Source organism: Pseudoalteromonas sp. SG45-3 (assembly GCF_014164075.1).
In the GTDB taxonomy this organism is placed as follows: Bacteria; Pseudomonadota; Gammaproteobacteria; order Enterobacterales; family Alteromonadaceae; genus Pseudoalteromonas; species Pseudoalteromonas distincta.
Genome location: NZ_JACJEN010000019.1, coordinates 70,338 through 85,839, shown reverse-complemented (window position 1 = coordinate 85,839; position 15,502 = coordinate 70,338). Strand labels below are relative to the sequence as shown.

16 protein-coding genes are annotated in these 15,502 nt (G+C 39.9%); 5 read left to right on the top strand and 11 right to left on the bottom strand.

From position 1 onward, the window contains the following. Positions 1 to 236 precede the first annotated feature (236 nt). The 4 genes from H5126_RS17625 to gntR all read left to right on the top strand — a co-directional run bounded on the left by H5126_RS17625 (position 237) and on the right by gntR (position 4,991). The gene (locus H5126_RS17625; protein WP_182720309.1) at positions 237 to 1,508 is read left to right on the top strand and encodes an O-acetylhomoserine aminocarboxypropyltransferase/cysteine synthase family protein; all 1,272 of its coding nucleotides are present in this window, start codon (positions 237 to 239) and stop codon (positions 1,506 to 1,508) included. A gap of 258 nt (positions 1,509 to 1,766) precedes the next feature. Beyond that, a complete protein-coding gene (locus tag H5126_RS17620) occupies positions 1,767 to 2,147 on the top strand; it encodes a BlaI/MecI/CopY family transcriptional regulator (RefSeq protein WP_004586391.1) in 381 nt (126 codons plus the stop codon). Between the two features lie 11 nt (positions 2,148 to 2,158). Continuing rightward, entirely contained in the window at positions 2,159 to 3,775 is a 1,617-nt protein-coding gene (locus tag H5126_RS17615) for a M56 family metallopeptidase (RefSeq protein WP_182720310.1), read from the top strand. A 205-nt stretch (positions 3,776 to 3,980) separates the two neighbouring features. Beyond that, entirely contained in the window at positions 3,981 to 4,991 is a 1,011-nt protein-coding gene (gene gntR / locus H5126_RS17610) for a gluconate operon transcriptional repressor GntR (RefSeq protein ID WP_182681961.1), read from the top strand. A gap of 109 nt (positions 4,992 to 5,100) precedes the next feature. Here the strand turns inward: gntR and gntU are convergent, their stop codons facing one another. Next, entirely contained in the window at positions 5,101 to 6,444 is a 1,344-nt protein-coding gene (gene gntU, locus H5126_RS17605) for a gluconate transporter (protein ID WP_004586388.1), read from the bottom strand. Positions 6,445 to 6,594: 150 nt separating this feature from the next. Between gntU and H5126_RS17600 the strand changes: the two genes are divergently transcribed. Then, positions 6,595 to 7,143 carry a gluconokinase gene (locus H5126_RS17600; protein ID WP_182720311.1) on the top strand — a complete coding sequence of 183 codons (549 nt, stop codon included), beginning with the start codon at positions 6,595 to 6,597 and terminating at the stop codon, positions 7,141 to 7,143. Positions 7,144 to 7,183: 40 nt separating this feature from the next. Here H5126_RS17600 and H5126_RS17595 read toward each other — a convergent pair whose 3' ends face one another. The 10 genes from H5126_RS17595 to hisG all read right to left on the bottom strand — a co-directional run bounded on the left by H5126_RS17595 (position 7,184) and on the right by hisG (position 15,104). Further along, complete coding sequence (locus tag H5126_RS17595) at positions 7,184 to 7,372, bottom strand: DUF1289 domain-containing protein (protein ID WP_002960277.1); 189 nt, start codon at positions 7,370 to 7,372, stop codon at positions 7,184 to 7,186. Positions 7,373 to 7,374: 2 nt separating this feature from the next. After that, complete coding sequence (locus H5126_RS17590) at positions 7,375 to 7,911, bottom strand: hypothetical protein (RefSeq protein ID WP_182720312.1); 537 nt, start codon at positions 7,909 to 7,911, stop codon at positions 7,375 to 7,377. Between the two features lie 108 nt (positions 7,912 to 8,019). Beyond that, the gene (gene hisIE / locus H5126_RS17585; protein ID WP_007376299.1) at positions 8,020 to 8,634 is read right to left on the bottom strand and encodes a bifunctional phosphoribosyl-AMP cyclohydrolase/phosphoribosyl-ATP diphosphatase HisIE; all 615 of its coding nucleotides are present in this window, start codon (positions 8,632 to 8,634) and stop codon (positions 8,020 to 8,022) included. Next, positions 8,625 to 9,404 carry an imidazole glycerol phosphate synthase subunit HisF gene (gene hisF / locus H5126_RS17580; protein ID WP_182720313.1) on the bottom strand — a complete coding sequence of 260 codons (780 nt, stop codon included), beginning with the start codon at positions 9,402 to 9,404 and terminating at the stop codon, positions 8,625 to 8,627. Before hisF ends, hisIE begins: the two co-directional genes overlap by 10 nt. Then, positions 9,386 to 10,120, bottom strand: a complete 735-nt coding sequence (locus H5126_RS17575) for a 1-(5-phosphoribosyl)-5-[(5-phosphoribosylamino)methylideneamino] imidazole-4-carboxamide isomerase (RefSeq protein ID WP_002960267.1) — start codon at positions 10,118 to 10,120, stop codon at positions 9,386 to 9,388. Before H5126_RS17575 ends, hisF begins: the two co-directional genes overlap by 19 nt. 33 nt (positions 10,121 to 10,153) lie before the next feature. Further along, positions 10,154 to 10,744 (bottom strand): imidazole glycerol phosphate synthase subunit HisH, encoded by a 591-nt coding sequence (gene hisH, locus H5126_RS17570; protein WP_002960265.1) that lies wholly within the window; start codon positions 10,742 to 10,744, stop codon positions 10,154 to 10,156. Further along, on the bottom strand, positions 10,741 to 11,802 hold the full coding sequence (hisB, locus tag H5126_RS17565) for a bifunctional histidinol-phosphatase/imidazoleglycerol-phosphate dehydratase HisB (protein ID WP_182720314.1): 1,062 nt from the start codon (positions 11,800 to 11,802) through the stop codon (positions 10,741 to 10,743). The genes hisH and hisB overlap by 4 nt, the downstream gene beginning before the upstream one ends. Beyond that, positions 11,799 to 12,908 carry a histidinol-phosphate transaminase gene (hisC, locus tag H5126_RS17560; protein ID WP_182720315.1) on the bottom strand — a complete coding sequence of 370 codons (1,110 nt, stop codon included), beginning with the start codon at positions 12,906 to 12,908 and terminating at the stop codon, positions 11,799 to 11,801. The genes hisB and hisC overlap by 4 nt, the downstream gene beginning before the upstream one ends. Beyond that, positions 12,898 to 14,199 carry a histidinol dehydrogenase gene (hisD, locus tag H5126_RS17555; RefSeq protein ID WP_024597350.1) on the bottom strand — a complete coding sequence of 434 codons (1,302 nt, stop codon included), beginning with the start codon at positions 14,197 to 14,199 and terminating at the stop codon, positions 12,898 to 12,900. The genes hisC and hisD overlap by 11 nt, the downstream gene beginning before the upstream one ends. A gap of 5 nt (positions 14,200 to 14,204) precedes the next feature. Continuing rightward, the gene (gene hisG, locus H5126_RS17550) at positions 14,205 to 15,104 is read right to left on the bottom strand and encodes an ATP phosphoribosyltransferase (RefSeq protein ID WP_002960257.1); all 900 of its coding nucleotides are present in this window, start codon (positions 15,102 to 15,104) and stop codon (positions 14,205 to 14,207) included. Positions 15,105 to 15,502: the final 398 nt, after the last annotated feature.

Sequence of the window (15,502 nt, the reverse complement as noted above, 5' to 3'; positions counted from 1 at the left end):
TATTCGTGTCTTACTAACAGCTTATAACACACCAAAACGGCGTTTAATAATGTTATTGGACAAAATTAGATTTCTACTCAAAGCACTAGAATAAATTTAACTTTTCCAATGACCGCTGTTCGCTCTTATCCGCCTTAACTTAAATCAAATCACCTTAACACCCTTAAATATATTTCATGTACATTTTATAACCAAGAAGTGCTAGGTTAGTGGTAAATTAATTCAAGGAAATAATTATGAAATTAGAGTCATTAGCACTGCACCACGGTTACGAATCTGAGCCTACGACCAAATCGGCAGCCGTGCCTATTTATCACACTTCTTCTTATACATTTGACAACACGCAGCATGGCGCTGATTTATTCGATTTAAAAGTACCTGGAAATATTTACACCCGCATAATGAACCCAACCAATGCCGTACTTGAACAACGTATTGCCGCGATGGAAGGGGGCATTGGTGGGCTGGCTGTTGCCTCTGGGATGGCTGCTATTACGTATGCTATTCAATGTTTGTGCGAGGTAGGTACTAACATTGTCAGCACCAGCCAAGTATATGGCGGCACGTATAATTTATTTGCCCATACATTACCACGCCAAGGTATTGAAGCACGTATGATTAAAGCCGATGACTTTACCGCGTTCGAGAATGCAATTGACGACAACACCCGCGCTGTTTTTTGTGAATCTATTGGTAATCCTGCAGGTAATATTGTTGATATTGAACGTTTAGCACGTATTGCACACAGCAAAGGTGTGCCGCTTATTGTTGATAATACCGTGGCTACGCCGTATTTATGCCGCCCATTTGAGCTGGGCGCCGATATAGTGGTTCACTCACTTACAAAGTATATAAACGGGCACGGTACTGCTATTGGCGGCATGATTGTCGACTCAGGTAAATTTGATTGGAAAGCGAATGCCACGCGCTTTGCAATGATGAACGAGCCCGATTCGTCGTATCACAATGTGGTGTATACCGAAGCTTTTGCTGAAGCTGCATTTATTGGACGTTGTAGAGTAGTGCCACTTAGAAATACTGGCGCAGCGCTTGCGCCTAAAAACGCATCTGACATTTTAATTGGCCTTGAAACCTTAGGCTTAAGAATGGATCGCCACTGCGAGAATGCACAGCAGCTAGCTGAGTATTTAGAAAATCATCCAAAAGTGCTTTGGGTTAATTACGCAGGGCTTAAATCAAGCCCGTATAACGAAATGAGCCAAAAAATTACCAGTGGTAAAGCATCGGGTATTTTAAGCTTTGGTATTGCTGGTGGCCTAGAAGCGGGTACTCGTTTTATTGATGCGCTAAACATGATTTTACGCTTAGTTAATATTGGCGATGCCAAGTCGCTTGCGTGCCATCCTGCGTCAACTACACACCGCCAATTAAATGATCAAGAGCTTGCTAATGCGGGCGTAAGCCGCGATTTAATTCGTTTGTCGGTTGGTATTGAAAACATTGCAGACATAATTGCCGATGTAAGCCAAGCGCTCGATAAAGCATAGTTACCTCACTACCTTTCATAAAAAACTTTAAAGCATAAAAAGCGTTAGTTGAAAATAAACTATCGTTTTTTATGTTTTTCTAAAACCAATTAACAAGTATACACCCTTATTTTATATACCTTTTTTATAAAACCTCCCTAAGACTTTTATATTTCTATCGTTTGTTTTTCATTCACATGTCAATTTTGTATTGACACTAAGATTAGTTACTACTACATTTGTAACAGTACCACTACAAGTGTAGTAATAGGAGCGACAATGAAACTTAGTGATTTTGAAATGGATATTATGCAGCTGCTCTGGCAGGAAGAACCCTGTACCGCGAGTCAACTACATAAAGTGCTTTTAGCTGATAAGCAAAAAGATAAAAAAGTAGCCTATACAACAGTTAAAACTATCGTAGATAGGTTAGAACACAAAGGGGCGATTGAGCGCTGTGGACATGAAGGTCGAGCTATTGTTTTTAGAACAATCGTGACTCAAGACACATTATCGGGGCAAGCTATGCCTAGTTTTATGCAACGATTTTTTAAAGGTAATTCTCGTAGTTTAATTGCCCACTTTATTAAAGAAGAAAAGCTAAATGATGAAGATATAGAATATTTACAAACGCTTTTAAAAAATAAGAAGTTAGATTAAAGGAGAGGGTAATGACGGATTATTTACTAACTTGCACACTTATTAGCTTATGTATTTTGCTTACAGTAAAAGGGCTAAAAAATGCCCCAGCACGATTAAACTTTTACATTTTAATGACTGCCTTGGTATGTTGGTTTGTCCCTTGGCAATATTTTTCCCAGTTATCCTTATTTGAAGGGGCAAATCGTTACACATTCAACGTGGGGCAATTGATTCCCGATGTTAAAGCATTAATACCAAATGCTGAACAAGTAGCAACTAAGGACGAATTAAAAAGCGATATGAGTATATGGGACTTATTGCCATCACTTAGTAATGTTTTTATGGTTTTAGTTTTAGCTGGTTTTGGATTGTTTTCATTACGCATGAGCCTTTATGTAAAGCTTATAAAAAACTTATACATTAACTCAAATCCAAGTCCTGAACTTAAACACATTAACAATCAGTATCCAATTAGACTAACAACCCATACAGAGCCTGCTTTTGCTACCGGGTTAATAAAGCCTGTTATTTGGCTAGAGTCGACGATGGTAAATCGTGAAGAATTAGATTCAGTCATTCAACACGAGGTAACTCATTTACAACAAGGTGATATTTATTGGACGTGGCTTATTTGTTTTATAGAAAGCGTTTTTTGGTGGAATCCTATTTGCTTAAAGTTAACTGGTTTAGCAAAAGAGCAACTCGAACTTAGCTGTGATGAGTTGTGTATGCAAAAGCTAAAAGGTAAATACCAATTGGATTTAGCCAGTTTATTGCTACAAGAGCAAAGTGCTAAAAGCTCGCCTAACTTTTTTACCCCCCCACTTTTGAATATTGCTCATTCTAAGAGTTTTAATATTCAGAGGATCAAAATGTTAAACAAGGAAAAAACAATGAAAAGTAAATATTTGGTTATGGTTGCGGCGGCAATGTCTTTTAGTGCTTTAGCTGCAGCGCAAATTGTAGATGGTAGTTCAGATAACAAGCATCCAAGTAATAATACGTCTCAGGCTCCTGTTAAAAGTGAAGAATATAAACAACAACTTGCACAGCTTCTAAAAAGTGCTGCTGGGGCAAAAAGTGATACCCCTGAACTGTTAAACCAAGCTGCGCAAGGCATACAACAATGGCACTTAAATAGAGATAAACTTGCTGGTTTTGAAGAAGCTGAAATTAAACTACAAAGCTTTAGGCTGCTAGATCACGTTTACTCTAAACTTGAGCAATATGAAGATATACTGAGTGCTTACGAAAAATGGTATGAGCCTGGTAGTAACCCGCCTTACTTTTTAAAAAATTCACTAGCAACCGCGTATATACAACTAGGGCGTTATGAGCTTGCTGTTGCAGAGCTTGAAGATTTATCAAAACAGCTTGAAGGGAAACTACATGTTGGCTCTGCTGATAACTTAGCACTGGCATACATTTACCTTGATGATTACGATAAAGCGTTAAAAACCCTAGAGAAGGTTGATGCAAAAGACGATGTATACGGAAATATCCTTAAATATTATGTTTATGATAAACAAAATAACCGTAAAAAGATGGATGAAATCAAAAGTAAAATCCCAGAAGCATTTGCAGTTACCCCCGCGTTATTACCACAAAGCGGCCTACCTGGTTCGCAATTGTTGAGATTGCTATAAGTTTTCAATTACGATGAGGCTCGGAGTATCTGAGCCTCTGTTTAATGTTATTGGTACAAATACAGATTTATTCATTAAAATAGGTCTAGGTTATTTAAATCTCTTGGGTAATCGCTTAGTGATAACTTAAATAAAAATGGCTAAAAGTAGTGATTTTTCACAATAGTTGGTATGTTACAAGTAACATTTTATTTAATTGTGTGTGATGAAAAAAAACAAACGTTCTTCTCTTCAAGATATTGCCGATGCGGTTGGTGTAACCAAAATGACGGTGAGTCGTTATTTACGTAATCCCGAAAAAGTATCAGAGTCTACTCGCACTAAAATTAGTGCAGCTATTGATACGCTAGGTTACATTGCAAATAAAGCCCCTGATTTACTCTCTAATGCTAAAAGCTACTCTATTGGTGTACTAGTCCCATCGTTAACGAACCACGTATTTGCTCAAGTTATAAAAGGTATTGAAGACGTAACAGGGCCTGCAGGATATCAAACAATGTTAGCCCATTATGGTTACAACCCTGAAATTGAAGAAAAACGGGTTGAGTATCTATTGTCGTATCACGTTGATGGTTTAATTTTATCAGAAACCACACACACAGACAGAACGCTAAAAATGATTGAAACGTCAGGCGTACCTGTGATTGAAATAATGGATACTCATCACTCTCCAATGCAGCAAGCGATTGGTTTTGATAACGTTAAAGCAGCTTTTGATATGACGACGGCACTTTTAAATAAAGGCTATCGCAATATTGTTTATATAGGTGCAAGGCTCGATGTACGAACACGCCTAAAATTTCAAGGTTATTCAGATGCTATGTTAGCTAAAGGTTTTACGCCTAAAAGTGTGATGACTGATCAAGCTTCATCTTATAGTTTAGGTGCTGAACTTTTACAAAAAGCGCGTACTGACTACCCAAATACTGACTGTTTGTTTTGTACTAATGATGATTTAGCAATTGGGGCTATTTTTGAATGCCAGCGAAACAACATTTTAGTGCCTAGCCAAATGGGGGTTGTGGGTTTTCATGGCCATGATATTGGCCAAGCAATGGTGCCTCAATTAGCAAGTGTGATCACCCCTCGTTATCAGATAGGTAATGTTGCGGGAAGAGAGTTGTTGAGCCGGATTAATTCAGATTTGGATGCTAGGATTAATTATAAGCAAGTAATTGATACTGGTTATATAGTTCATCTAGGTGAAAGTGTTTAAATACTCTAATTATATGAGCCTAATTACCTGTGCCTAATTACCTGAGCCTAAATAACAAAAGGCTCAGGTAATTTTTATATGTGTGATGATAACTCTACATACTGTAATTTTACAAAAACAGAGAAATAATCATAGCGACAAGTGCGCCAACAGTACCAATAATAGTTTCCATTACCGTCCACGTTTTAAGAGTTTGCATTTCGCTCAAACCGAGATAGCGACTCGCTAACCAAAATCCTGAGTCGTTTACATGGGAGAGCACAATAGAGCCCCCACCAATAGCGATAGTGACAGCGGCAAGCTGCGCTCCATCAAGGCCTAAAGGCTGAAGCATTGGAATAATTAAGCCACACGCTGTAAGCATAGCTACTGTCGCAGAGCCTTGAATAACCCGCACAGCGGCTGATAATACAAAAGCGAGTATTACAATCGGTAAGCCTGAGCCAGCTAAGTAATTACCTAGTGCAGTACCTACTCCTGAATCAACTAATACTTGTTTAAATACCCCACCGGCACCAGTGACAAGAATAATAATTCCTGCAGGTTGTAAGGCACTACCACAAATTTCCATGATTCTGGCATTCGGGACACCGCGCCTTGCGCCGAGCAAATAAAATGCCATTAGGCAGGCAACTAAAATTGCTGTAAATGGATGACCTATAAAGGCTAACCAATTATATAAATCAGAGTCTTTTTCAACAAAGCGGCTACCAATAGTATTTAAACTAATCATAATTAACGGCAGAGCAATTAAACCTAATGCTAATCCAAAACTAGGCGTCCCTTTACCAACTCTTTGGTTATCGTCGATTTGTTCGTGCTGTGGGAGTTCTACATGAATAGATTTAGAAATAATAGAGCCCCAAATTGGACCTCCTATAATCATTGCCGGTATGGCAGCAATAAGGCCAAATAAAATCATATAACCATAGTCAGCGCCTAATTGAGAGGCAACCAAAATCGGCCCTGGCGCAGGAATAAGAAACGCCTGACAAGATGCTATTCCCGCAAGTAGCCCAATACCAATTTTAACAACGCTGCCACCGCCTTTTCGTACCACAGCAAAAACAATACCGATTAAAAGTACAACGGCTACATCAAAAAAGAGGGGGAGGGCACAAATAAAGCCCGTAAAGGTAAGCGCCCAATTAGCGTTTTTTTCTCCAAAACGGTGTAAAAGTGTGTGGGCAATGCGATCCAGCGCGCCGGTTTCTTCCATTACTTTGCCAAACATGGCGCCTAAAGCGACCACTACCGCTACAAAGCCTAGTGTTCCGGCCATTCCTTTTTGAATTGTAGCGGCAATTATTTCTGGGCTCATTCCTGAGAATAATCCTGCAATCATAGAAACAAGGATCAAAGAGACGACAGCATGTAGTCGTACTTTCATTACTAAAAAAAGCAATAAAAATATGGAGCCTACCGCTGTTAGTATTAATGATAAATCTGACATTTTTCCCTACTTATATTCAGTGTGAATTATGATGTTTAGTGTGTGTTTAACTTCACTTTCGTATTTGTTACGCGTAACATGTTACCCGTAACTCAATATAATATATACATTGAAAATAATTAATTATTAAATTAAGGCGAGGGTAAATACATGAGTAACACAAATGTAGGTCGTATTTATATTGTAATGGGGGTTTCAAGCACAGGAAAGTCAAGTGTGGGTGATGCATTAGCAAAGCGCATTGACGCTAAATTTATCGACGGAGACGACTTACATCCCAAGGCTAATATATTAAAGATGTCATCTGGGCAGCCTTTAAATGATGCTGATCGTGTGCCTTGGCTCGAAAGAATACGTGATGCTGCATTTAGCATTGAAAAGAAAAATGAAGTCGCGGTAATAGTCTGCTCAGCATTAAAAAAGAAATACCGAGAACAAATATGTGATGGAAATACAGGCATTACCTTTTTACATCTTTTTGGTGATTTTGAGCTGGTTAAAAGCCGTATGCAGGACAGAAAAGGGCATTTTATGCCTGTTGATTTACTCAAAAGCCAATTTGAAGCGCTAGAAGTTCCAAAAGAAGATGAGCCCAATGTTATAAATATAGATATTAATAACTCATTTGAGCAAGTAGTCGAAAGCTGTATTAGCGCAACTAAAATGAATAGCCACAACAAGTTAAAAGTTTTTAGTTAATCAATTAACTGTTACTTTTAACATTTAGGGGCTTTATTTGTTATGAGTTAGCGTCTGCTCGTGGTGTTTCTAAAATCGCTTTTTTTTCATCTTCAGATAATATTATCCAATCAAAAATTTCTTCGTTGGTACGCCCACACCCGGTGCAGTAACCGCTGCGCCTTTCGCATATTCCTAGGCAATCAGTTTTAAATTTAGATGGTTTTTTGTTTTGATTTAATTGGCGCATTATTAAAGTCCTAACGGTGGAGCAATTTCAAAGCGAGTAGAAAACCCATTACCTTCTTGATTGGTAGCAAGTGTAATGACAGGGGTTTTAGTATCAAGTACAAAGGTGCTGTAAATTGAACTTGCTGTTTCTTTTTGGCTTTCCAACCAACCTGTTTTGGTTAAGCATTGGCGCAATTGCTTAGCCAGTTTTTGATGAGACTTTATTGTTTGCGTTTGTGTTTTAACAGGTGTTTGGCATTGGTAGCTTGCTTGCTCTGACTTATTTAAAGTAACTGTACAGTTTGCTCCAATTATATGAGTATTAGTACGCCATTGATTAGTAAACTGGTTATTTACTTTATCTGTTTTGATTGAATTAAAACCAGACTCATAACCATTTATTAGGTTATTTATGGTGCTGCATTCATCGGGTGTTACTGTGGTTTTTACAGACTGATTCGTTGTAGTAGTGGTTGCTGTAGTTGTAGTCTGATTAGTTTTGCTGGTACAGCCCGCTAAAATAAACGCGACAATAGAAGGAATAATATAGTTTTTCATAGTTCACAGTAACCGAGTAATTTAGCCACGCACTATATCACACGTGATTTACTGTAAAAATAAAAAGGCCCATATAAATATGAGCCTCTTTGTTAGTCACAACTAATGCTATTTATGGCGACCTTGCAAGCATTTAACTACATCTTCAAGGGCTAAGCCTTGGCGTTGTAGTAATACAGTCAGGTGATAAATTAAATCAGCAGATTCGTTTGTTAGCTCATCGTTATCGTGTTTCATAGCGGCAAGGGCAACTTCTACGCCTTCTTCACCTACTTTTTGACAACTACGGCTTAAGTCTTTTGCAAATAATGACGCTGTGTAGCTTTTTTCAGGGTCGTCATTTTTACGCGCAACAATCACATCTTCTAACTGTGCTAAAAAGCTTAAACTTGGTTTTGCTTCATCACCAAAACAGCTTTGTGTACCTAAGTGACACGTTGGGCCTTCTGGGTTGGCAAGTACTAAAATTGAATCGTAGTCACAATCTGTATGCACAGATACTACGTTTAAGTAGTTTTCTGATGACTCGCCTTTAGTCCATAAACGCGATTTTGAACGCGAGTAAAACGTTACCTTATTGGTATCAAGCGTAACAGCGAGTGCTTCGCTGTTCATAAAGCCTTGCATTAAAATAACACCAGAGCGGGCATCTTGAATAATCGCAGGGATCATATCACTTTTAGCGAAATCGACCTGAGCTTGGTTTTGTTGTGTTACTTGCATAATCTTGCTGCCACTTGGTTATCTGTTAAAAATTTTTTTAGTTCGCCAATGTTAATCACATTTTTATGAAAAACGCTGGCAGCTAATGCACCATCTACTTTGCTTTGTTTAAATACATCAACAAAATCTTGCATACTACCCGCACCGCCAGAGGCGATTAAAGGAATGTCACACAGCTCGCGAATTTTACTTAGTTGCTCGTTGTCGTAACCGTTACGAACGCCATCTTGGTTCATACAGTTTAATACAATTTCGCCTGCGCCTAGGTCTTGTACGCGTTTAACCCATTCTTGTGTTTTATAGCGCGTACGGCTTGATGCATTAGGATCGCCGGTTAATTGGTAAACTAAATACTCGCCGGTAATTTCATCAAAAAAGCTGTCAATGCCGACTACAACACATTGCTTACCAAACTCATCGTGTAATTCTTTAATAAGTTCAGGACGCGCAATAGCAGGGCTGTTAATGCTTATTTTGTCTGCGCCGCGCTCAAGTACCCGCGCTGCATCAGCCACTGATTTAATACCGCCCGCTACACAAAATGGAATATCGATATTACGTGCAATGCTCTCTACCCAGTTTACATCAAGTAGGCGTTTTTCAACGCTTGCACTGATTTCGTAAAAAACCAGTTCATCGGCGCCAGCTTCGCTGTAGGCTTTAGCCATTGTTAAAATATCGCCAACTATTTCATGGCCTTTAAACTTTACGCCTTTAACTACTTGACCGTCTTTAACGTCTAAACACGGGATTATGCGTTTTGATAACATGCCAGTGCCTCCTCAACGCTAAATGCGCCATCAAGCAATGATTTACCTAAAATAACGCCGCCCACACCAAGCTCTTTAAGCTTTTTAATGTCATCTAGTGAGCTTACGCCACCTGAGGCTTGCACTTTAATTGTGCTGTTATGGCGAGTTAAATCTTCGTAAAGCTCAAACGATGGACCCGTCATGGTGCCATCTTTACTGATGTCCGTGCATAAAAAATCAATAACACCTAAGCTTACATAAAAATCTACCAGCTCAAGTAAACCAAATTCAGATTCACTTAACCAACCGTGCGTTGCTGGTGCCCAGCCCGTGGCTGTTTTATTTACATCAAGAGCAATTACAAAATGCTCTGCGCCAAATTGCTCAATCCAGGCTTTTACTTGTTCGCGTTTTTCTACTGCCATTGAACCAATAACAACTTGGTTTGCACCGGCTTTTAGCCAATCACTTACATCTTGCTCTGAGCGAATACCGCCGCCCACTTGGTACGGTACGTTAAGTGCTTTGGTTGCAGCTTGAATATGTTTCCACTGTTTTTTACTTGGATCGCGTGCACCTTCTAAATCCACAAGATGTAGTTTACCTGCGCCACTGTCGGCGTATTCTTTTAAACGCGCGCCAAGTTCGAAAGGGTAAAACTGTGCTGTGTCGTATTTACCTTGGTACAAGCGCACAATTTGATTTTGTAATACGTCTAATGCTGGAATAATCACAAATAATCTCTTTTTTGTTAGTTAATGGGCAGCTTACAATTGCCAATCAACAAAATTTTGTAATAAACGTGCGCCAACTTTTGCGCTGCGCTCTGGGTGAAATTGCATGCCTGCGTAGTTGTCTTTAGCAACAATGGCTGAAAAGGTTTGACCATATTCGCCGCTCACTAGTGTGGCGTCGTTTACGGTGTGCGCAAAGCTGTGAACAAAATACACTTGCTCATCAAGCGTTAGCCCTTTAGTTAATGCATGCTCTTTGTTAACGCTTAAGTTGTTCCAACCCATATGCGGCGACGTTAAATTGCCTACATCAAGCGCTTTTACTTGTCCTGGTATTTTACCTAGGCACTGTACGTTACCTTCTTCGGTGCTTTCGCACAGTAACTGCATACCTAAACAAATACCCATAAGCGGGCGCTGGTATTCATTTATAGCTTGTTGCCAACCGTTATCGACTAGGCGTTTCATAGCAACCGATGCATGGCCTACACCTGGCAATATAGCGCGCTCAAAACCCGCTAATTGCTCTGGTGATGTTATTACTGTTGGCGTTTGGCCTAAGCGTTCAAACGCAAAGCGTACGGAATTAATATTGGCACAACCGGTATTAATTATGGCAATCATAAACATCCCTTAGAGCTGGCTGTTTGTTGGGTCGTGTCTTGTGCTACGGCCATACGAAGAGCACGTGAAAACGCTTTAAATAAGCCTTCTACTTGGTGATGACAGTTACCGTCGCTTACCGATAAAATAAGGCTAATAGCGGCGTTATCACTTAAGCTTTTGAAAAAGTGCTCAACCATTTGTACGTCTAAATCGCCAGCTTTTTCGCGACTAAAGTTAGCGTTTAATACAAATGATGCACGGCCCGATAAATCAATTTGTGCTTCGGCTTTACACTCGTCCATAGGAAGCGCAAAACCATAGCGTGCAATTTGAGATTTGGTGCCAAGCGCTTGTTTAAGTGCAACACCAAGAGCAATACCAATGTCTTCAACAAGGTGGTGCTCATCTATGTGTAAATCGCCTTTGGCTTTAATGTTTAAACCAATGTTTGCGTGGGTGCGAATTTGATCTAGCATGTGATCAAAAAAGCCAAGTCCGGTGTCTATGCTGCCATTTTTAGTTTGATCTAAGTTTATGGCTACATCAATTTGGGTTTCTTTAGTGTTGCGTGTAACACGACCTTCGCGGTTTGCGGTAGTCAATTTTGTCACTATCGCACTCCAATCGCCGTCGTATAAAATACCTTCACAACATAAGTTTTGAGCAAGGCCAATATCGGTCTGGCGATCGCCAATAACAAAAGAGCGCGCTAAGTCTACTTTGCCAGAGCGCATAAGCTCGGTAAGTAAGCCCGTTTTAGGTTTACGGCAATCACAGTTTTGCTCATCAAAGTGTGGGCAAATTAATACTTCGTCAAAGCTAATGCCTTGGCTTTGCATTATGTCCATCATTTTGTCTTGTGCTATGTCAAAATCAGCAGTAGGAAAGCTATCTGTGCCTAAACCATCTTGGTTAGACACCATTACTAAACGGTAACCTGAGGCTTGTAATTGTAATAACGCAGGAATAACACCAGGTAAAAATGCTAGCTTTTCAAGGCTATCTACCTGTTTGTCGGTAATTGGCTCTTCAATAATAGTGCCGTCGCGGTCTATAAATAAATAGGGGTTACTCATGATACTTCGTTTCCTGCTAAAGATGCTGCGGTAGCCGGCGTTTGTAAGCCATCTAACCAAATTTTTACTTGTTCAAGTTCTTGTTCACTGCCAATTGAAATTCGTAGCCAGTCGTCTTCACCGTATAGTGTAAAAGCGCGCATAACCAAACCTTGCTCAAGTGCAATTTTAAAGTAGTTTTTGTCGGCTAATTTTAAAGTAACAAAGTTACCTTCACCAGTGAGAATTTTTAATGCAGCAGGGGAGGCGTTTAGCCAATCTACCAACTTAGCTTTTAAGCTATTTAGAATAGTAACTTGGCGGCGCATTGATGTAATTGCATCGGGTGCAATTGCTTGCGCTGCAATACTTGCTACAACACCTGATACCGGATACGGCGCAATGACTTTACGAATTGGCGCTAGTACGCTCACTTGTGCAAGCGTAAAGCCTGTTCTGAGCCCTGCTAGCGCAAAGGCTTTAGAAAGCGTACGCAAAACCACTACATTACTAAACTCATTAATAAGTTTAGTCGCGCTTTGCTCTGGGCAAAACTCTATATAGGCTTCATCAACAATAACTAATGCTTTACCTGCAAGTGCTGTTGCAATCGCTTTTACTTTATCAAGTGGCGTTAAGCTGCCAGTTGGATTATTTGGGTTACAAATAAATACCAGCTTTGAGCTGCCAACAGCTGCAACTATTTCATCAACACTGCCACTTAATAATAATTCTTGTGTAAGCGCGTTAATACTAACGTTGTGTGTATCGGCGGTAACTTTGTACATACCGTAAGTTGGTAAAAATAGCGCAATACTATCTTTAGCTGGCTCACAGTATGTGCGCACTAAAAGCTCAATGCCTTCATCTGCGCCGCGCGTCATTAATACATTTTCGCTTTCAAGATCTGTATAAGCTGCGTACCTGTCAATAACCAGTTGCGGTTGTGGGTCGGGGTAGCGATTTAAATCCTCAATACTCAGTTCAAGATTTTTAGCATACGGGCTTTCGTTAGCATTTAGCCACGTAGTACCGGTTAGCTTTTCACTTTTTGCAGAGCTGTATGCAGCAAGGGCTGCAATATTCTTAGGTAATAAGCTAGACGCTTGTGCGCTCTCATTGCTCATTTTTAATTGCCTCTAAACGAATTGAAACCGCATTAGCGTGGGCATCAAGGCCTTCTGCATCTGCAAGTGGTAAAATTGCTTTTGAAAGCTGCGTTAAACCACTTTTAGTAATTGTTTGCACTGTGTATGTACGGAAAAAATCAAGCAAGTTTAAACTCGAGTAAGTTGCACTGTAACCATATGTTGGTAACACGTGGTTAGTACCCGATGCGTAATCGCCTGCAGATTCTGGTGTGTAGTCACCTACAAATACTGAGCCTGCATTTTTAACTTTATCTAGGTAAGGTGTTGCATCGCCTAGTTGTAAAATTAAATGCTCTGGGCCGTATTGCGCCGATACATCAAATGCTTGCTCAACAGAATCAACCAAAATAAGTGAAGAATTAGCGAGCGCTTGCTCGGCTGTTTCTTTGCGGCTCAAATTAGCTAACTGGCGTGTAAGTGCCTGCTGAGTTTGTTCTATAATACTTTCGCTGTTACATAATAAAATAACTTGCGAGTCTGCGCCGTGCTCTGCTTGTGAGAGTAAATCGGCGGCTATAAATTCTGGGTTTGCACGTTCATCTGCAATAACTAATACTTCAGAAGGACCTGCTGGCATATCAATTGCCATACCTGGGATAGTTTGCGCAACGAGCTGTTTAGCCATTGTTACGAAGCTATTACCTGGGCCAAAAATTTTGTTTACTTTAGGAACCGATTCGGTGCCATAAGCCATTGCTGCAATTGCGCCTGCGCCACCACTTTCTATCAAAGTAGTAATGCCACATAACTTAGCTGCATATAAAATAGCAGGGTTAATTGCTTTATCACCTTGTACCGGCGTAGCTAGTACAACGGTTTTAGCGCCGCTTAACTGTGCTAATACACCTTGCATAATAACCGACGATGGCAGTGGAGCACTGCCACCGGGTACATAAATACCGACTGCTTCGATGGCTTGATATTTCAGTTCACATACAACGCCTGGTTGGGTTGATAATTTAATATCTTTTGGCAACTGCGCTTCGTGAAAACGTTTAACATTTGCATAAGCGGTGTCAATTGCGTATTTAAGCTCTGCACTTAGTGCTTGCTCAGATGCGTTAATTTCATCTAGCGGTACGCGCAAACGTGGGTTAGCTCTATTATCAAACTCTTTGGCCATGCTAAGTAAGGCCTCATCGCCTTGCTCTTTTACATTAGCTAAAATAGTTTTGCATATTGCTTCAACCTTTGCGCTTACAGAAACTGCAGGGCGCATTAGCGCCGCTGCTTGTACTTGTGAAGATTCCTCATTCCAACGAAGCATGGTACTTACTCCATCATTTTTTCAATTGGCATAACTAAAATAGAGTTAGCGCCTAGGGCTTTTAACTGCTCCATTGTTTCCCAAAATAATGTTTCGCTGCTTACCATGTGCAGTGCTACGTATTCTTCATTACCCGCAAGGGCAAGTAGAGTCGGTTGACCAGAACCAGGTAAAATTTCACAAATTTCATCAAGTTTGTTTTTTGGTGCGTGTAGCATGATGTATTTGCTTTCTTTAGCTTGTCTAACACCACGTAGGCGCGGCATAAGCTTATTGATTAGTGCTAGTTTGTCAGCGTCTTGCAGATCTTTATTTTGAATTAAACATGCGTTTGATTCTAAAATTGTATCACCTTGAATTAAGCCGTTAGCTTCAAGTGTTGCGCCAGTAGATACTAAATCACAAATTGCATCAGATAAACCTGCACGTGGTGCTACTTCAACAGAGCCAGTAAGCATTACTGTACTTGCGTTGATGCCTTCGCGCTTTAACCACTGAGTTAAAATTTCTGGGTAGGTAGTTGCAATACGTTTGCCTTCAAACCAGCTCTTATCGCGAGCGCCTAGCTCTTGTGGCCAAGCAAGTGCAAGACGACAGTAACCAAAATCTAGTTTTGAAAGTTTGTTTACTTCGCTTGGAACACCTTGGCGTTCACGTTCTGCTTGAACTTCTACTAGTACGTTTTCGCCAACAATACCTAAATCACATACACCGTCCATTACTAAACCAGGAATATCGTCATCGCGCACACGTAGTACGTCAATTGGCATATTAGTTGAGTGTGCAATTAAGCGTTGTTCACGAAGGTTAAGTTTAACACCTAACTGTTTTAACAGATCTTGACAATCTTTAGATAGGCGGCCGCCTTTTTGGATGGCGATACGTAGACGATTTGTGTTACTCATTATTCATTTTCCTTTAATTTAAAAACTAAAAACCCCGAGGGGAACCTCAGGGCGAAAATGAATCAATGTTTTTTGAATCGCCAGAGGTTCCTTTTAGGAATAACCTCTCAGCGAAAGACCTGACAGGTTATTCCGGTGAATGGTGGTGATGATGTACTGTTGTCAGGTTTAAGCGCATTTTTTATCCTATTTAACTGCTCGTTGTTATAGTAACGTTCAGTTGTTATCTGTTTAAATAAATTTCGCATTCATAAAAACATAAACAGCCATATTATGGCAAGTTTTTTTTAGCTTAATTAAAGCATATCTTATAACTGTCGATAATATTAAGAAGGGAAGTGCATTTTTTGCATATATTTGTTTGTTTATTAGCCAAACCAAGCATTTAGATAATTTAA